Genomic DNA, 18049 nt, shown 5'->3' on the forward strand with positions numbered 1-18049 from the left:
TGGTTGTTTTGATTTTTGTGTTGCTTTTGTTGCGCTTCGGCGTTGTCTGCCCCGCGCGCGCCCCCCCCCCCCCCCCCCCCCCCCCCCCCCCCCCCCCCCCCCCCCCCCCCCCCCCCCCCCCCCCCGCGGCGCCCCCCCCCCCCCCCCCCCCCCCCCCGGCAGCGGCGTCACCTCGGCGACCACGTTCGGCTCGGTCAGCTCCTTGTCGATGGCGGCGAAGAACTGCCCGGCCATCCGCTTCGCGACGCCGGTGATCATCCGCTGCCCCACCCCGGCCACGGCCCCGCCGACCACGGCGTCTGCCGAGTACGTCAGCTCGGTCCCGTCACCGGACGGCGTCAGGTTGATCTGCACCGTTGCCCGCACCGACCCCGGTCCACCGGAACCCGACGCGTGCATGACGTACGACGTGGGGAACGACAGGTCGCTGAGCCGCACCTCGCCGGCGTACTTGCCGCGGATCGCACCCACGCCGGCCGAGACGACCATCGTGTAGCTGTCCTCGCCGACCTGCTGCAGCGATTCGCACCCGGGGATCGTGCGCGCCAGCACCGCCGGGTCGGTGATCACCGACCACACCTGCTCCGGGGCCGCCGAGAGCACCGCACTGCCGTCCAGGTTCACGCCATCGCTCCAGTCGGGTTGTTGATCACACGCTCGGTGTCCGAGCGAACCAGGTCGTACAGCTCGGTGGGGGAGATCGGCATCGCCGCGATCCGCCGTCCCACCGCGTCCTCGATCGCCGAGGCGATCGCCGCCGACCCCGGGATCACCCCGGCCTCGCCGGCGCCCTTGATGCCCAGCTTGTTCAGCGGCGACGGCGTCTCCTGGTGGTCGATCACCACCGGTGGCACCTCGCTGGCGTACGGCATGAGGAAGTCCATGAACGAGGCGTTGGTCAGCTGGCCGTCGCGGTCGTAGGCCATCCGCTCGTACAGCGCCCCGCCCACGCCCTGCGCCACCCCGCCGTGCACCTGGCCCTCGACGATCATCGGGTTCACCACGTTGCCGCAGTCGTGCACGACCGAGTACTTGACGATCTCGATCTCCCACGTCGCCGGGTCGATCTCCACCTCCGCGGCGTGCGCGCCGGAGGCGAAGGTCGAGCGCAGCGGCGAGTAGTAGTCGGTGTGCTCCAGCCCCGGTGCGTCGCCCTCGGCCACCGGTGGCTTGGAGTCGTCGCCCGGCCCGGCGAACTGGGTCGCCTGCCGCGCCGCCTCGTCGAAGGCGTACCGCAGCGGGTTGGACAGCACCGCCACCGTGCGCAGCGGGATCGTCGCGCCCGGCGTCCCCTTGACCCCGATCAGGCCCTCGTCGATCTCCAGGTCGGCCACGTCGGCCTCGAGGACGTCGGCGGCGATCCGCAGCGCCTTCTCCCGCACCCCGCGTGCCGCCTGGGCCACCGCGTTGCCGCTGACCACGGCGGCCCGCGAGGCGAACGTGCCCACCGCGTACCCGAACCGGCGGGTGTCACCGGTGGTCACCTGGACGTCCTCGATCGGCACCCCGAGCTCGGCGGCCGCCAGCTGGGCGAACACCGTCTCGTGCCCCTGGCCCTGCGACGTCAGCCCGGTGGAGACCAGCACCTTGCCGCTGCCCAGCACCTGCACGTGGGCGCCCTCGTACGGCCCCGGCCCGGTGCCCTCCACGTACGGCGCCAGCCCGATCCCGCGCAGCTTCCCGCGCTCCTCGGACTCCGCACGCCGCTCGGCGAACCCGTCCCAGTCGGCCAGCGCCCGCAGCTTGGCCATCATCCCGGGGTAGTCGCCGGAGTCGTAGACCAGCGGACGGCCGTCCTGGAACGTCAGGCCCCAGTCGTAGGGGAACTGGTCGACCTGGATGAGGTTGCGCATCCGCACCTCGAGCCGGTCCAGCCCGCGCTCCTGCGCGATCCGGTCCATCGCCCGCTCCATCGCGAAGCAGCCCTGCGGCCGGCCCGCCCCGCGGTAGGGGGTGACGACGACGGTGTTGGTGTAGACGCTGTTCACGACCGCCCGGTAGACCGGGATGTCGTAGGGGCCGAGCAGCTGGGTGGCCGTGTTGATCGGCACGATGATCCCGTAGGGCGTGTACGCGCCGTTGTCGTGCCAGACCAGCACGTCGAGGGCGGTGATCCGGCCCTCGTCGTCGTAGCCGACCGTCACCTCCTGGCGCTGCTGCCGCTCGTGCGCGCTGGAGACGAAGTGCTCGCGGCGGTCCTCGGTCCACTTCACCGGGTGGCCGAGCAGCCGGGCGGCCATCGGCACCAGCAGCTCCTCCGGCCACGGGTGCACGATCTTGACGCCGAACCCGCCGCCGACGTCGGGCGCGATGACCTCGACCTTCTCCATCGACAGCTGCAGCTTCGCCGCGATCGCCGCCCGCACCGACGTCGACGCCTGGGTGCTGGAGTACACCCGCAGCGAGGAGTCGGCGTCGTCCCAGCGGGCGTGCACGCCCTTGCCCTCCATCGGCATCGACGCGCTGCGCTCGAAGTACTGGGTGAAGGAGATCGTGTGCGTGGACGCGGCCAGCGCCGCCTCGACGTCGCCGGTCTCCTGGTGGTGCCGCGCGGCGACGTTGTCCGGGACGTCGGGGTGGACGACGGCCTCGGCCCGCTCGGCGGCGTCGACCCCGACGACCACCGGGAGCTCCTCCCAGGTGATCGCGATCTTGTCCGCGGCGTCCTCGGCGACGTACCGGTCGGTGGCCACCACCATCACCACCGGCTCGCCCACGTGCCGGGCGACGTCGCGAACCAGCGGGTAGCCGGTGCGCGGAGCGGTGAGCTGCGGGTGCGGGATGAGCACCGGCAGCGGCTCGGCCATCGGGCCGGTGAGGTCCTCGTAGGTGTAGATCGCCAGCAGGCCCTCGACGTCGAGGGCGTCGGCGACGTCGATGTCCACCACCCGCGCGTGCGCGTAGGGGCTGCGGACGAACGCCGCCGCGTACGCGTCCGCGCCGATGTCGTCGAGGTAGCGGCCCTTGCCGACGATCAGCCGGGCGTCCTCACGCCGCCGCACCGGCTCCCCGAAGAACTTGGTGGTCATGTCGCCGCCTCGCGCATGGTCTCGGCTGCCCGGCGGCAGGCCTTCTTGATGTTGGCGTAGCCGGTGCAGCGGCACAGGTTGCCCCCGACCAGCTCGTCGACCTCCTCCTCGGAGATCGGCACCGCGGGGTCGCGGGCGTCCAGACCCGCGGCGATCGTGGTGAGGAAGCCCGGCGTGCAGAAGCCGCACTGCAGGGCGTGGCACTCGCGGAACGCCTCCTGGATCGGGTGCAGCACCTCCCCGCCCTGGTGGTCCGGCCGGGAGAGACCCTCGACGGTGGTCACCTCGTGCCCGTCGACCTGCACCGCGAGCACCAGGCAGGAGCGGGTCGGCTCGCCGTCGACGAGCACCGTGCAGGCCCCGCACACCCCGTGCTCGCAGCCGACGTGGGTGCCGGTCAGCCCGAACTCGTGCCGCAGCGCGTCGGACAGCAGCCAGCGCACCGGGACCGATGCTTCACGTGCAACACCGTTCACGACGACGGAGATCCGCCGGGTCTGCTCGGTCATCACTGCTCCGTCCGGGAGGCGGCCTCGGCCGCGGCGTCGGCCAACGTGCGGGCGGTCAGCGTGGCCACCAGCAGCCTGCGGTAGTCGGCGCTGGCGTGCAGGTCGCCGTCCGGTTCGACCAGGCCGCGGGCCAGCTCGCCGGCCGCCGTCCAGTCGGCGGTGTCGACGGGCTGCCCGCCCACCGCGTCGGTCAGGTCGTGCACCTCGGGCACCAGCCCGACCGACAGGTAGGCCGCCCGCGCCGCGGCGACCCGGCGGTCGGCGTCCAGCGTGACGACGACGGCGGCGCCGGCCACCGCGTAGTCGCCCTTGCGCCGGGCGATCTCGGCGAACGCCGTCCCCGAGCGGTCGGGCAGCGCCGGGAAGAACACCTCGGTGACGACGGCCGGCCCGTGCACCGAGGTCTCCAGCGGCCCGACGAAGAAGTCGCGCCAGCCGATCGTCTCCGGCCCGCCCGGGGTGGCGACCGTGACGGACCCGTCCGTCAGTGCCAGCACTGCGGTCATCTCCCCCGACGGGTCGGCGTGGGCGATGGAGCCGACCGTCGTCCCGCGGTTGCGGATCGCCGGGTGCGCGACGTTCGCCGTCGCCCGGCCCAGCAGCGGCTGGACGGCGGCGGCCTTGGCCGACGCGAGCAGCGCGGCGTGCCGCACCAGTGCGCCCACCCGGACGCCGTCGTCGGCGGCCTCGATCCGGTCCAGCCCCGGCACCCGGTTGATGTCGACCAGCGTGGTCGGCGCCGCCAGGCGCATGGACAGCAGCGGCAGCAGCGACTGGCCACCGGCGAGCACCTTCGCGCCCTCGGAGTCAAGCAGGCGCAGGGCCTCGTCGACGGACGTCGGGTCGGCATAGCCGAACGGAGCGGGCTTCACCGGCTGCGGGTCACCTCCGGGCTCGGGTGCGGGCGGGTGGGTGTTGAGGCGCGGGTTGGGGAAGGCGTCACTCTGTCATCGCCGTCCCGCGGGGCGGAAGTACCTCAGTGCTAAATCTTCGTTGCGCCGACCCGGGCCCGCACAAGTACTTCACCGCTGAGACATCTCTCCGGTAGCGTCCGCGAGGGTGAACGATCATCAGGGCGTCCGGCACGTCTCCCTGCGCAGTGGCGTCTACGCCGACTCGGTTCGGTTGATGCAGGTCAGCCGGGAGATCGGCGCCCGGGACGGGGTCACCGCGGTGCTCGTCGCGATGGCCACGCCGCTCAACCTCGAGCTCGCCGCCGGCATGGGCCTGGCCCCGGACGGCGAGGCGCAGCCCGACCAGCTGCTCATCGCGCTGCGCGCCGCCGACGACGCCGAGCTGACCGCCGCGGTCACCGCCGTGGAGGCCGCGCTCACCGCCCGCGAGGACCGTGGCTCGGCGCAGGCGATCCCCGCCCGCACCGTCGGCGCCGCGCTCGCTGATGCCGGCGACCCCGCGCTGGCCATCGTCAGCGTCCCCGGCCCGTACGCCGTCGCGGAGGCCGCCGACGCGATCGCCGCCGGCCGCAGCGTGCTGGTGTTCAGCGACGGCGTCCCGGTCGAGCACGAGGTGGCCCTCAAGCGCGCCGCGCACGACGCCGGCGTGCTGGTCATGGGCCCCGACTGCGGCACCGCGATCGTCTCCGGCGTGGCCCTCGGCTTCGCCAACGTCGTCCGCCGCGGCCCGGTCGGCCTGGTCGCCGCCAGCGGCACCGGCGCCCAGCAGGTCAGCTGCCTGCTCGACGCCGCCGGCGTCGGCGTCTCGCACGTGCTCGGCGTCGGCGGCCGCGACCTGTCGACGGCGGTCGGCGGGCTGGCCACCCTCGACGCGCTCGCCGCCCTGGACGCGGACCCGGCCACCGAGCGGGTGTTGCTGGTCTCCAAGCCGCCGGCGCCCGAGGTGGCCGAACGGGTCCAGCAGGCCGCCGGGCAGCTGGCCACGCCGGTGCGCTCGGCCGCGCTGTCACCGGAGTCCCCCGACCTCACCGCCGCGGTCGAGGCGCTGCTGGCCGACCTGGGCGTCGCCGTCCCCGAGTGGCCCGCGCGACGGGGCGCCGCCGACGCCGTCCCGACCGGCGCCGTCCTCAAGGGCTTCTACTCCGGCGGCACGCTCGCCGACGAGGCGATGCTGCTGGCCGCCCCGGTGCTCGGCGACGTCCGCTCCAACACCCCGCTGCGGCCCGAGCTCGACCTCGACACCGGCCAGGGCGCCGACCTGCGGGCGGCCGGTCACGTGGTCATCGACTTCGGCGACGACGCGCTCACCGTGGGGCGCGCGCACCCGATGATCGACCCGACGCTGCGGCTGGAGGCGATCGCCGCCCTGGCGGAGAGCCGCGAGCCCGCCGTCCTGCTGCTGGACGTCGTCCTCGGGTACGGCGCCGACCCGGACCCCGCGGCCGTCCTCGCCCCCGCCCTGCAGGCCGCCGGGCTGCCGGTGGTCGTGGCGCTGGTGGGCACCGAGGCCGATCCGCAGGGCTGGTCGCGGCAGGCCGACGCGCTCGCCGAGGCCGGTGCCGCGGTGTTCGCCAGCAACGCCCAGGCCACCCGGTACGCCCTCGACCTGATCGGAGACCAGGCGTGAACCCCCTGCTGTCGGCCGCGCCGTCCATCGTCGCCGCGGGGGTCGAGGTCTTCTCCTCAGCCGTCCGGGCCCAGGGCGCGTCGGTCACCGACGTCGACTGGCGCCCGCCCGGCTTCGGCGCCGCCGGCGACCTCGCCCAGCTCGCGCTCGACCCGCGCCGCGCCTCGGCCAACCGGACGGCGGTCGAGCGGCTGCTCGCCGCCGGCTCCCACCTGGTCGACGTCCGGCCCGCGCGGGAGGTGCTCGACGTCGGCGACCGCACGCTGCTGCACTCCGGCCCGCCGCTGACCTGGGAGGCGGCGTCCGGCCCGATGCGCGGTGCGCTCATCGGCGCCTGCATGTTCGAGGGCTGGGCCTCCACCGTCGAGGAGGCCGAGCGGATCCTCGCCGCCGGCGAGATCACCCTCGACCCCTGCCACCACCACCGCACCGTCGGCCCGATGGCCGGGGTGACCAGCCCGTCGATGTGGATGTGGTGCCTCACCGACCCGGTGCACGGCGGGCAGGCGTTCTGCAACCTCAACGAGGGCCTGGGCAAGGTGCTGCGGATGGGCGCCTTCAACGACGAGGTGCTCACCCGGCTGGCCTGGATGCGCGACGTGCTGGGCCCGCTGCTGTCGAAGGCCGTGCGCTCGCGCACCGAGCCGCTGGACGTCAAGGCCGTGCTCGCGCAGATGCTGCAGATGGGCGACGAGGGGCACAACCGCAACCGCGCCGGGTCGCTGATGACCCTGCGCGAGCTGTCCCCGGCGATCGTCGCCGTCGACGCGCCGTCGGCCGACATCGCCGCCGCGCTGGCCTTCATCGGCGGCAACGAGCACTTCTTCCTCAACCTCGGCATGCCCTCGGCGAAGCTCGCGCTCGACGCCGCCCGCGACGTCCCCGGCTCGACGATGGTCACCGTGATGTCCCGCAACGGCACCGAGTTCGGCATCCAGACCGCCGGCACCGGCGACCGCTGGTTCACCGGCCCGGCCAACACCCCGGTCGGCCTGTTCCTCGGCGACTACGGCCCGGACGACGCCAACCCCGACATCGGTGACTCGGCGATCATGGAGACCTACGGCATCGGCGGGTTCGCCATGGCCGCCGCGCCCGCGATCGTCCGGTTCGTCGGCGGCACGGTGCCCGACGCGCTGGCGACGACGGAGCGGATGTACCAGCTCACCCTGGCCGAGAACCCGGCGATGCAGATCCCCATCCTCGGCTTCCGCGGCTCACCCACCGGGATCGACGTCCTGCAGGTCGCGCGCACCGGCTGGCTGCCGCAGATCAACACCGGCATGGCCGGGCGGGTCGCCGGCACCGGCCAGGTGGGCGCCGGCCTGGTGCAGCCCCCGCAGCAGTGCTTCGAGCAGGCGCTGGCCGCCCTCGCCGAGGAGTCCCGCGCCGCCTGAGCCTGCGCCGCGCACGAAATCTGCGACGTCGGGGCAACTGCTCTCGGGAAGCCCCGACATCGCGGATCTCGCATGTGACGGGACGACCCGGGTAGGGCGCTCGACGACGTCCCCGCCGACGAGAGGAACGCCCCATGGCCAGCTGCGAGGTCTGCGGCAACGACTACCGGCTCAGCTTCGAGGTGCACGCCGCCGGCGCGGTGCACACCTTCGACAGCTTCGAGTGCGCCATCCACGCGCTGGCGCCGGTCTGCGAGCACTGCGGCGTCAAGGTGGTCGGCCACGGTGTCGAGGCCGACGGCGTCTTCTTCTGCTGCGCCTCCTGCGCGCGCATGCACGGGCAGCCCGGCAGCGCCGCGGAGCTGGTCGACCACGCCGGCCGCGCGCCGGACGAGCGCTGAGCGTGGACGCCTACCCGGTCGTCCGGGCGCTCGCCCGGCCGTTGATCCTGGGCATGTTCCGCCCCCGGGTCGAGGGGCTCGAGCACCTCCCGGCCAGCGGGCCGGTGATCCTCGCCGGCAACCACCCCTCGACCCTCGACCAGTTCTTCCCACCGCTGCTGACCCGCAGGCGCGTGACGTACCTGGCCAAGAGCGAGTTCTTCACCCGGCCCGGCCTGCTCGGCCGCGCCCTGCGCCTGCTGATGGAGAGCATCGGCATGGTGCCGCTGGACCGGGGCGGGGCCTCGGCCGCCGGCGCCGCCCTGCAGCGCGGGCAGGAGGTCCTGGCCGCCGGTGGGCTCCTGGGCATCTACCCCGAGGGCACCCGGTCGCCCGACGGCCGGCTGCACCGCGGCAAGACGGGCGTGGCGCGACTGGCGCTGGCCACCGGCGCCCCGGTCGTGCCGGTCGCCGTCATCGGCAGCTACGCGCTGTACCCGGCGGGCGCCCGGCTGCCCCGGCCGGGCCGGGTGGTCGTGCGGTTCGGTGCGCCGCTGGACTTCTCCGGCGAGCAGGGGTCAGACGCCGCCACCCTCCGGGAGATCACCGACCGGGTGATGTCGGAGCTGCAGCGGCTCTCCGGCGCCGAGTACGTCGACCGGTACGCCGCCGACGTCAAGGCGGAGGCCGGTGGCCGGGCGGCCTGACTGCCGCGGGCCGGACGTCGTCCGGGTGAGCAAGCGGCTGTCCTACGTGCTGCGGCACCGGCCGGACGCCGTCGGGCTCACCCTGGACGGCGCCGGCTGGGCCGACGTCGACGAGCTGCTCGTCGTCCTGCACCTCACCCGGGCCCAGCTGGACGACGTCGTCGCCCGCAACGACAAGCAGCGGTTCGCCCTCGACCCCACCGGCACCCGGATCCGGGCCAGCCAGGGGCACAGCGTGCCGGTCGACCTGGGCTACGTCGCCACCGCCCCGCCGGCCGAGCTGTTCCACGGCACGGTCGAGCGGTTCCTCCCCGCGATCCTCGCCGAGGGGCTGGGGCCGGGGAACCGGCACGCGGTGCACCTGAGCGCCGACGTGGCGACGGCCCGCAGGGTCGGCGCACGGCGGGGGACACCCGTCGTGCTGCGGGTGGACGCAGCGGCGATGGTCCGGGACGGCGCCGCCTTCACCCGCTCGGCCAACGGGGTCTGGCTGGTCGACGCCGTCCCGCCACGCCACCTGCAGCGCTTGGACTGAGCAACGGCCGGGCAGGAGTGCGTGGTCCGCACCCGAGCCAGGAGGTCCCGATGCCCGCCGTCTACACCGCCGTCGCCACCTCGACCGGGGACGGCCGCAACGGCCACACCCGCTCCGACGACGGGTTCGTCGACCTCGACCTGGCGGTGCCCAAGGAGATGGGCGGCCCGGGCGGGGCGACCAACCCCGAGCAGCTGTTCGCGGCCGGTTACGCGGCTTGCTTCCACTCGGCGCTGAAGGCGGTCGCCGGTCAGCGGAAGGCGCCGATCTCCGACTCCGCGGTCACCGCCGAGGTCGGCATCGGCCGCAACGACGACGGCGGGTTCGGGCTGGAGGTCGCACTCCACGTCGAGCTGGGCGGCGTCGACCAGGCGACCGCGGAGGCCCTGGTCGAGGCTGCGCACCAGATGTGCCCGTACTCGAACGCCACCCGCGGCAACGTGCCGGTGACCCTGGAGACGACCGTCGCCTGACCGGGAACAGGCGCCGCCACCGCCGGGCTTGAGGTGACCATGCAGATCGACCTCAGCGGGAAGCGGGCGCTGGTCACCGGCTCGTCGCAGGGCATCGGCCTGGCCATCGCCCGGGGCCTGGCGGCGGCCGGGGCGTCCGTCGTCCTCACCGGGCGGGACGCCGCGAAGCTCGATGCCGCCGCGGGACAGGTCGACGGCGAGGTGACCACCGTGGCCGGTGACGTCACCACCGACGAGGGAACGGCGGTGCTGCTCGAGCAGGTGCCCGACGTCGACGTCCTGGTCAACAACCTGGGCGTCTTCGGGGCCAGGCCGGCCCTGGAGATCACCGACGACGAGTGGCGCCGCTACTTCGAGGTCAACGTGCTCACCGGCGTGCGCCTCACCCGCGCCTACCTGCCCGGGATGAAGGTGCGCGGCTGGGGCCGCGTGCAGTACATCGCCAGCGACTCCGCGGTGACCATCCCGGCCGAGATGATCCACTACGGGATGTCGAAGACCGCGCTGCTCGCCGTGTCCCGCGGTTTCGCCAAGGACGCCGCCGGCACCGGGGTCACGGTCAACTCGGTGATCGCCGGGCCGACGCACACCGGGGGCGTCGAGGAGTTCGTGTACTCGCTGGTCGGCCGTGACCTGCCGTGGGTCGACGCCCAGCGGGAGTTCATGCTCCGGCACCGGCCGCAGTCGCTGCTGCAGCGGCTGATCGAGCCCGAGGAGATCGCGAACATGTGCGTCTACCTCGCCTCCCCGCTGGCCTCGGCGACCACCGGTGGAGCGCTGCGCGTCGACGGCGGCTACGTGGATGCGATCCTGCCGTGAGCCGCGTCCTGATCACCGGCTCCACCGACGGGCTCGGCCTGATGGCCGGGCAGCTGCTGGCCGCCCAGGGCCACGCCGTGACCCTGCACGCGCGGAACGACTCCCGCGCCGACGACGCCCGGGCGGCGCTGCCCGCCGCCGAGGCCGTGGTCGTGGGTGACCTGTCCACCATCGCCGGGATGCGGACGGTGGCATCCCAGGCCGAGGCGCTCGGCCGCTTCGACGCGGTGGTGCACAACGCCGCCGTCGGCTACCGGGAACCCCGGCGGATCGAGACCGAGGACGGCCTGGCGCACGTCTTCGCGGTCAACGTGCTGGCCCCGTACCTGCTCACCGCGCTGATCTCGCGGCCGGAGCGGCTGGTCTACTTGGGGTCCGGGATGGCCCGCGGCGGCAACTCCGCACTGGACGACCTCCAGTGGACCCGGCGGCGTTGGAACGGCTCGCAGGCCTACGCCGACAGCAAGTTGTGGGACGTCGTCCTCGCGTTCGCCGTCGCCCGGCGTTGGCCCGACGTGGCGACCAACGCCGTCGAGCCCGGCTGGGTGCCGACGAGGATGGGCGGCGCCGGCGCCCCCGACGACCTGTCGCAGGGGCCGGTCACGCAGGCCTGGCTGGCGGTCGGCGACGACGCGGAGGCCCGTTCCAGCGGCGGCTACTGGTACCACCAGCGGCGCCGGGAGGCTCCTGCGGTCGCATCCGACGTCGCCGTCCAGGAGGGGCTGCTCGCCGCCTGCGCCGACCTCACCGGGGTCGAGCTGCCCTGAGGGCGAGGGAGACGCCGGCCCGGGAGCTCCCCGGACCGGCGCCGCGCGTCGTCCGTCAGGCCTTGATGATCGCGGCGACCGGGCCGCCGCCGCTGGGGCCCTGGTGCACCGCGGCCACCGACACGAACACCGCCGGGTCGCCGGTCACGGATGCGGCCACGCCGCCGACGGTGGCCTTGATCTGGCGGTGCCAGAAGACGTCGGAGTCGTCGAGCATCGCGTTGCGCCGGCCGCGCACGTAGCCGGTCGGGTCGGCCTCGCACTTGAGGAAGACGTTGACCAGCCGGTCGCCGAGGTCGCTGACGTGCGGCCGCTCGGGCAGGTCGAGCCCGGCCTGGCGGATGGCGTCCCAGATGCCGTCCTGGTCGAGCGCGTCCTTCATCACCGAGTGGCCGATCCGGTAGTTGCCGCCGTGCCCGCGGGCGTTGCCGACGACGACGATCTGCGCCCGGTCCAGCTCCACGCCCGAGGAGCAGGACGCCACCGCGCTGTACAGCGACAGGTCGCGCATGACCTGCTCCTGCGTCGGCATCTCGATCTCGCCCAGCGCCACCGCGATGCCCAGCGCCGTCGTCCCGTTGGAGAGGTCCATCGAGCCGTGCGGCTCGTCGTAGTAGGTGTCCTTGCCGCGGGACTTCGCCTCGCGGATCGTCTCGATGGTCAGCAGCGGGGTCTTGGTCTGCACGTAGTGCACGTCGGCCGGGTCGGTGATCCCGGCGGCCTCCATCGCCCGGCGCACGCCCTCGGCGACCTTCTCCACCATGGCGATGCGCCCGATGTCCTCGGGCAGCAGCACGTCGCTCATCGCGTAGCCGACGGTCAGCCGCGGCTCGTCGGTCTTCTCCACCGACTCCTCGGGCAGCGTGGCGAAGATCGTGGCGTGCGGGCTGATCACGCCGTCGGTGCCGCCCGACCAGACGATCGGGATCTCGCCGACCTCCTCCTTGCTCCGCGAGCCCTTCTCCAGCAGCACCTCGCGGAAGGCCCGGTCGGCGATGATCCGGGTGTAGTCGTTGACGCCACCGTTGCCCTCGGTCTTGCCGATGACGGCGACGACCCGGTCGGCCTCCATGACGCCGTCGTCGATGAGCTTGGCGAGCTCGGAGGCGTCACTGACGTTGTGCAGCGGGACCTTGCGGACCTCGATCGGTGCGGGCACGGCGTTCTCCTCGTTGGCTCAGACGGACAGGACGGTGCCGACGTCGTCGGTGACGGCGTCGGAGATGTGCTCGAGCGAGGTGATGACGGCGCGGGCGCCGGGCCGGCGGTCGACGAAGCGGAGCGCGGCCTCGACCTTGGGGCCCATGCTGCCGCGGGCGAACTGCCCCGCCGCGGCGTGCGCCCGCACCTCGGCGACGGTGACCCGGCCCAGCGGCCGGGCGGCCGGCGTGCCGAAGTCGACCATCACGTGGGGGACGTCGGTGGCGATGACCAGGGTGTCGGCGTCGAGGTCGGCCGCGAGCAGGGCTGCGGTCAGGTCCTTGTCGATGACCGCCTCGACGCCATGGAGGGCGCCGCCGTCGTGGCCGTCGACCACCGGCACGCCGCCGCCCCCGGCGCAGACGACGACGAAGCCGGCTCCGGCCAGCGCCCGGATCGCCGGGACGTCGACGACCGACTGGGGCTCGGGGGAGGCGACCACGCGCCGCCAGCCGCGTTCCCCGCGGTCCTCCCAGACCTGGCCCAGCTCGATGAAGTGCTGCGCACGGTCCCGCGGCAGGTGCCGGCCGACCGGCTTGGTCGGCGACCGGAACCCGGGGTCGGCGGGGTCGACCAGCGTGCGGGTGACCAGGGCCGCGGTGCGCTGCGGCAGCCCGCGGGCGGCGAGCGAGGCGTCCAGCTCGTCGGCGAGGGTGAAGCCGATCGTCGCCTGGGTCTGGGCGACGTTCCAGTCCAGCGGGACCGGGGGCACCTCGTGCGCGGCCAGCTCGTTCTTGACCAGCAGGTTCCCCACCTGCGGACCGTTGCCGTGGGTGACCACCACCTCGACCCCGGTGGCGACCACGGCGGCCAGGTGCCCTGCGGCGACGGCGATCGCGGCACGCTGTGCACCGGGCGTGGCCGACCCGTCGGGGCCGGTCATCGCGTTGCCGCCCAGGGCGACGACCACACGGTGGGGAGAGGTCACCCGCCGGACCCTAGCGGCAGGATGCCTTAGCGGTGAAGTACCCGCGTCAGGCGGCGATCGTGTGGTGCGCGTCCTCGATGGGGAGGGCGAACTCGTCGGTGACGGCCGTGGCCAGGCGGGCGGCGTCCCGGTGCACCGGGAGCGGTGGCAGGGCCGGGAGCTCGGAGGGCAGCAGCACCCGGATCTCCTCGGGCTCCGCGACAGCCTCGTCCTCGTCCTCGTCCTCGTCCTGGTCCTGGTCCGCGTGCACGGCGACGTCGCCGGCCGGCTCCTCGGCCTGCGCCCGGGCCTCCTCGCCGGCTGCGGCGTCGTCCACCGTGTCGTCGCGGGCGGGGACGTCGTCCGGCTCCGCCAGGGCCGGCTCGGCCTCGTCCCAGTGCTCGGCGAGGTCGGCGATCAGCTGCATGGCCTCGTCGTGCAGGCGCTCGACTCGCTCGCGCCCGGCAGCGGCCATCTCCGCGAACGAGACGACGTCCTGGGTGGTCTGCAGATCGGTCACGTCGGTGTTCTCGGCAGCCCCGGAGCGGACCGTTACCTCCGGGTTCCGTTACTCAACGACGCCAGAAGTCGAAGCGGTCCCGGCCGGGGCGGAAACCGGCCTGTTCGACGACGTCGACCGCGAGGTCGAAGCGCTGCCCGACCAGGTACGGCTGGTGCGCGTCGCTGCCGAAGCTCACCGCGTCCCCGCCCTCCTCGCGGTACCAGCGCAGCAGCTCCACCGACCACAGCGGGCTGGTCGTGTTGACCTCGAGCGCGCGGCCGCTGCCGGCCAGCGCCCGGAAGACCGCCCGGTACTCCTCCTCGAACTCCGCCTCCGGGTAGGCATCGCGACCGCCGGGCCAGTAGCGCCGCGGGTAGTCGCAGTGCGCCAGCACCTGGAAGACGTCGCTGGTCTCGATCATCCCGACCATCTCGGCGAGGTAGCGGCGCATCGTGGCGACGACGTCGGTGCCCGGTGCGTGCAGCAGCCGGTTGACGCCCATGAGCCGGCCGTCGACCGGGAGGGAGTGCAGCGACCCCAGGATGCGGTCGACCGGCGAGGCGCCGAGGTGCGCGGCGACGCTCGCCCCGAACAGGTGCGGCTCGCCGGCCTCCACGCCCGACCACACCCGCAGCTGCGGGAAGCGCTGCCGGGCCTCCCAGATCGTCTCGGCGTAGAGGTCGACGTCGATCGGCAGCTGGTTGGCCGGGTGGCGGTCGGTCAGGCCCTGCGCGGTGGCGCGGTCCGCGGCGTCCCAGAACGTGAAGTCCAGGTGCTCGGTGAAGGCGATCGCGGGGAGGCCGATCTCCACGGCGCGCGCGCAGGCCCGCAGGAGCGAGGCCCGTGGCCCGGTGTCCCAGGAGAACTCGCTGTGCACGTGGTTGTCCGGCGGCAGCATCAGTCGCCATCCAACCGTTCGTCCACAGTCTCCGCACACCGGGTCCCGGTTGTCGGTGCCGACGCCTACGGTCGGGGGCGTGACAACGGTGGCACCTCCCTCGACCGAACTGGCCGACGAGGCCCTGGGCGTCCTGCGCGAGCTCACCGGGCGCCCCGATGCGGTCTTCCGCGAGGGCCAGGACGCGGCGGTGGCCGCGCTGGTCGAGCGGCAGCAGCGGGCACTGGTCGTGCAGCGCACGGGGTGGGGCAAGTCCGCCGTCTACTTCGTGTCGACCGCGCTGCTGCGGCGGCGCGGCGCCGGACCGACGCTGTTGGTGAGCCCGCTGCTCGCGCTCATGCGTGATCAGGTGGCGGCCGCCGCCCGGGCCGGCATCAAGGCCGTGGAGATCTCCAGCTCCAACGTCACCGAGTGGGACGACGTCAACGCCCGGCTCGCCGCCGACGACGTCGACGTCCTGCTGGTCTCCCCGGAGCGGCTGACCAACCCGCGCTTCCGCGACGAGCAGCTGCCCGGCCTGGTCGACCGGTGCGGGCTGCTGGTGGTCGACGAGGCGCACTGCGTCTCCGACTGGGGGCACGACTTCCGCCCCGACTACCGGCGCATCCGCGACCTGCTCGGTCAGCTGCCCGCGGGCACCCCGGTGCTCGCCACCACGGCGACGGCGAACGAGCGGGTGGTCGACGACGTCGCCGAGCAGCTCGGCGCCGGCGGGGTGGAGGTCACGACCGTCCGCGGTCCCCTGGCGCGGGACTCGCTGCGCCTGGGCGTGCTCCGGCTGGACACCGACCGGGCGCGGCTGGCCTGGCTCGCCGCCCACCTCGGTGACCTGCCGGGCAGCGGCATCGTCTACACGCTCACCGTCGCCGCGGCCGAGGAGACGGCGGCGCTGCTCCGTGACGCCGGGCACGAGGTGCGCGCCTACACCGGCCGGCTCGACGACGCCGACCGCAAGGACGCCGAGGAGGCGCTGCGGGAGAACCGGGTGAAGGCGCTGGTCGCCACCTCGGCGCTGGGCATGGGCTTCGACAAGCCCGACCTGGGGTTCGTCGTCCACCTGGGGGCGCCGTCGTCGCCGGTCAGCTACTACCAGCAGGTCGGCCGCGCGGGTCGCGCGGTGGACCACGCCGACGTGCTGCTCCTCCCCGGGCCCGAGGACATCGCGATCTGGCAGTGGTTCGCCACCTCGTCGATGCCGCGGGAGGACCACGCGGCGGCGGTGCTGACCGCCATGGCCGACGGCAAGGCCTGGTCGGTGGCCCGCCTGGAGACCGTGGCCGACGTCCGCCGCTCCCGGCTCGAACTGCTGCTGAAGGTGCTGGCCGTCGACGGCGCGGTCGAGCGCGTGCAGGGCGGGTGGCGTTCCACCGGCGTCCCGTGGGTCTACGACGCCGACCGGTACGCCCGGGTCACCGCCACCCGGGAGGCGGAGCAGCGGTCGATGCTCACCTACGCCAAGCCGGTCGACACCGCCGCATGCCGGATGGCCTTCCTGCAGGAGGCGCTCGACGACCCGACCGCCGCCCCCTGCGGCCGCTGCGACGTGTGCGCCGGCCCCTGGTACGCCACCGACGTGCCGGCCGGCGCGGCCGAGGCGGCCTCCGCCCGGCTGGACCGGCCCGGGGTGGAGCTGGCGCCGCGCGCCCAGTGGCCCACGGGCGCCGACCGGCTCGGGGTCGAGGTGAAGGGCAAGATCGCGCCGGGTGAGCAGATCGCCACCGGACGGGCCGTGGCCCGGTTGACCGACCTCGGCTGGGGCCAGCGGCTGCGCACGCTGCTCGGTGACGACGGGGTCGGCGGGGTGGCGACGCTGGCCGACGACCTCGAGGCCCCGCCGCTGGAGGAGGACCCGGACGCCGCCTACGACGTCAGCCACCGGGTGATCCGTCCGGGGTTGCCCACCGACGCACCGCCGGACGAGGAGCTGCTGAAGGCCTGCGGCCGGGTGCTCGGCGCCTGGGACTGGGCGCAGCGCCCGGGAGCGGTCGTGGCCATGCCCTCGCGACGGCGGCCGGCGCTGGTCACGGGAGTGGCCGAGGGGCTGGCCCGCATGGGCCGGCTGCCCTACCTCGGCACCCTCGACCTCGCGCACGGCGGACCCACCGGCGGACCGGGGGGCAACAGCGCCTTCCGGCTGGCGGGGGTGTGGCAGCGGATCGTCGTCGGGCCCGACCTGCGCGAACAGCTCGCCCGGCTGGGCGACGCCCCGGTCCTCCTCGTCGACGACCTGGCCGACTCGCGCTGGACGATGACCGTCGCGGGCCGGGAGCTGCGGCTCGCCGGGGCCGGGGCGGTGCTGCCCTTCGCGCTGGCGCTCTCCGCCTGAGGTTGTCCACAGGGTTTCGAACAACTGTGCGAAACCGGGAGTAGCCTCCGGTCATGGAGAAGGACCCCGTCCCCCTCAGCACTCGCACGCTCGTGCCGAGCCTCCGGACGGGGCCGAGCCAGCCGTCCATGTGGGACGTCGCCGAGGAGGCGGCGCTGACGCCGCTCGCCGGTCGCGTCACCCGCCACCAGCTGAGTCGCGGCGCCTGGGTCGACCACCTGCCCGGTTGGGTGGAGGGCTCGGACGCAGTGCTCGATGTGCTGCTGGGCGACATCGGCTGGCGTGCCGACCGCCGGCAGATGTACGACCGCGAGGTCGCCGTGCCCCGCCTGCTGCGCTGGTACGGAGGTGGCGAGCAGCTGCCGCACCCACTCCTCACCGCGGCCCGGCACAGCCTCGACGCGTACTACGCCCCCGAACTCGGGGAGCCGTTCGTCAGGGCGGGCATGTGCCTCTACCGCGACGGTCGTGACAGCGTCGCGTGGCACGGCGACCGCATCGGGCGCAGCCGCTCGGCGGACACCATGGTCGCGATCGTCTCCTTCGGCTCGCCCCGCCCACTCCTGCTGCGCCCGGTCGGTGGCGGCGAGAGCCTCCGATTCCCGCTCGGCCACGGTGACCTGGTGGTCATGGGCGGCTCCTGCCAGCGAACCTGGGAGCACTGCATCCCGAAGACGGCAAAGGCGGTCGGACCCAGGGTCAGCGTCCAGTACCGCCCCCGCGGGGTGGCCTGAGGGCCGTTCTCCCAGGTCAGCGGCCCTTCGGTGTCTTCGGAAGACCCCGCGGGACCCCCCGGTTTGCAGGGCCCTCTGAGGGCGTGTAATGTTCCTTCTGCACCGAGCGAGAACGGACCGGGCCGCAAGGCCTGGGAAACCGCCGGCCGAACCCCCTGAGGGTGAGCCGCTGCGGAACTCGGTGTACAGTGGGGAACACCGCCGCGAACGAGGGCCGGAGAGATTCGGTCGGGTTTCGTGCGCGTCCGCTCCTTGAGAACTCAACAGCGTGCCGAAAGTCAGTGCCATATAGTTAAACCCCCATTCGGCCTGGTCGTTCTGCGAT

General features: G+C 74.0%; 18 protein-coding genes. 10 read left to right on the forward strand and 8 right to left on the reverse strand.

Annotation, left to right across the window (positions count from 1 at the left end; translation table 11 throughout):
- The 4 genes from ACI783_RS19205 to ACI783_RS19220 all read right to left on the reverse strand — a co-directional run.
- The coding region (locus ACI783_RS19205) for an SRPBCC family protein (protein WP_457141932.1) at nt 1-624 on the reverse strand (624 nt) is incomplete at its 3' end.
- Nucleotides 621-3029: an aerobic carbon-monoxide dehydrogenase large subunit gene (gene cutA / locus ACI783_RS19210; protein ID WP_457141933.1), complete on the reverse strand. Its 2409-nt coding sequence runs from the start codon at nt 3027-3029 to the stop codon at nt 621-623. The genes ACI783_RS19205 and cutA, both read right to left, overlap by 4 nt.
- Nucleotides 3026-3538, reverse strand: coding sequence for a (2Fe-2S)-binding protein (locus ACI783_RS19215; protein ID WP_457141934.1), 513 nt, complete (start codon nt 3536-3538; stop codon nt 3026-3028). Before ACI783_RS19215 ends, cutA begins: the two co-directional genes overlap by 4 nt.
- A complete protein-coding gene (locus ACI783_RS19220) occupies nt 3538-4410 on the reverse strand; it encodes an FAD binding domain-containing protein (RefSeq protein ID WP_457141935.1) in 873 nt (290 codons plus the stop codon). The genes ACI783_RS19215 and ACI783_RS19220 overlap by 1 nt, the downstream gene beginning before the upstream one ends.
- Nucleotides 4411-4597: 187 nt before the next feature.
- Between ACI783_RS19220 and ACI783_RS19225 the strand changes: the two genes are divergently transcribed.
- The 8 genes from ACI783_RS19225 (at nt 4598) to ACI783_RS19260 (ending at nt 11157) form a co-directional block, all read left to right on the forward strand.
- On the forward strand, nt 4598-6079 hold the full coding sequence (locus ACI783_RS19225) for an FdrA family protein (RefSeq protein ID WP_457141936.1): 1482 nt from the start codon (nt 4598-4600) through the stop codon (nt 6077-6079).
- Nucleotides 6076-7476, forward strand: coding sequence for a DUF1116 domain-containing protein (locus ACI783_RS19230; protein ID WP_457141937.1), 1401 nt, complete (start codon nt 6076-6078; stop codon nt 7474-7476). Before ACI783_RS19225 ends, ACI783_RS19230 begins: the two co-directional genes overlap by 4 nt.
- 134 nt (nt 7477-7610) lie before the next feature.
- On the forward strand, nt 7611-7877 hold the full coding sequence (locus tag ACI783_RS19235; protein ID WP_457141938.1) for a hypothetical protein: 267 nt from the start codon (nt 7611-7613) through the stop codon (nt 7875-7877).
- Nucleotides 7878-7879: 2 nt separating this feature from the next.
- Nucleotides 7880-8563: a lysophospholipid acyltransferase family protein gene (locus ACI783_RS19240; RefSeq protein WP_457141939.1), complete on the forward strand. Its 684-nt coding sequence runs from the start codon at nt 7880-7882 to the stop codon at nt 8561-8563.
- A gap of 25 nt (nt 8564-8588) precedes the next feature.
- Nucleotides 8589-9098, forward strand: coding sequence for an RNA 2'-phosphotransferase (locus tag ACI783_RS19245; protein WP_457141940.1), 510 nt, complete (start codon nt 8589-8591; stop codon nt 9096-9098).
- Between the two features lie 50 nt (nt 9099-9148).
- Nucleotides 9149-9571: an organic hydroperoxide resistance protein gene (locus ACI783_RS19250; protein ID WP_457141941.1), complete on the forward strand. Its 423-nt coding sequence runs from the start codon at nt 9149-9151 to the stop codon at nt 9569-9571.
- Nucleotides 9572-9610: 39 nt separating this feature from the next.
- On the forward strand, nt 9611-10390 hold the full coding sequence (locus ACI783_RS19255; RefSeq protein ID WP_457141942.1) for an SDR family NAD(P)-dependent oxidoreductase: 780 nt from the start codon (nt 9611-9613) through the stop codon (nt 10388-10390).
- Nucleotides 10387-11157, forward strand: coding sequence for an SDR family NAD(P)-dependent oxidoreductase (locus ACI783_RS19260; RefSeq protein WP_457141943.1), 771 nt, complete (start codon nt 10387-10389; stop codon nt 11155-11157). The genes ACI783_RS19255 and ACI783_RS19260 overlap by 4 nt, the downstream gene beginning before the upstream one ends.
- A gap of 55 nt (nt 11158-11212) precedes the next feature.
- Here ACI783_RS19260 and bar read toward each other — a convergent pair whose 3' ends face one another.
- Genes bar through ACI783_RS19280 form a run of 4 tightly spaced genes read right to left on the reverse strand, consistent with a single transcriptional unit; the run spans nt 11213 to nt 14664 of the window.
- Nucleotides 11213-12316, reverse strand: coding sequence for a barbiturase (gene bar, locus ACI783_RS19265; protein ID WP_457141944.1), 1104 nt, complete (start codon nt 12314-12316; stop codon nt 11213-11215).
- Nucleotides 12317-12334: 18 nt separating this feature from the next.
- Nucleotides 12335-13285: a carbamate kinase gene (locus ACI783_RS19270; RefSeq protein ID WP_457141945.1), complete on the reverse strand. Its 951-nt coding sequence runs from the start codon at nt 13283-13285 to the stop codon at nt 12335-12337.
- Nucleotides 13286-13331: 46 nt separating this feature from the next.
- Nucleotides 13332-13784 (reverse strand): hypothetical protein, encoded by a 453-nt coding sequence (locus ACI783_RS19275; RefSeq protein ID WP_457141946.1) that lies wholly within the window; start codon nt 13782-13784, stop codon nt 13332-13334.
- Between the two features lie 52 nt (nt 13785-13836).
- Entirely contained in the window at nt 13837-14664 is an 828-nt protein-coding gene (locus ACI783_RS19280; protein ID WP_457141947.1) for a PHP domain-containing protein, read from the reverse strand.
- 79 nt (nt 14665-14743) lie between these two features.
- On the opposite strand from ACI783_RS19280, the gene ACI783_RS19285 reads away from it, so the two are divergent.
- Nucleotides 14744-16990, forward strand: a complete 2247-nt coding sequence (locus tag ACI783_RS19285) for a RecQ family ATP-dependent DNA helicase (protein ID WP_457141948.1) — start codon at nt 14744-14746, stop codon at nt 16988-16990.
- A 53-nt stretch (nt 16991-17043) separates the two neighbouring features.
- Nucleotides 17044-17724, forward strand: coding sequence for an alpha-ketoglutarate-dependent dioxygenase AlkB (locus tag ACI783_RS19290; protein WP_457141949.1), 681 nt, complete (start codon nt 17044-17046; stop codon nt 17722-17724).
- The last annotated feature ends 325 nt before the right edge of the window (nt 17725-18049 follow it).

Source organism: Modestobacter sp. SYSU DS0511 (assembly GCF_054050755.1).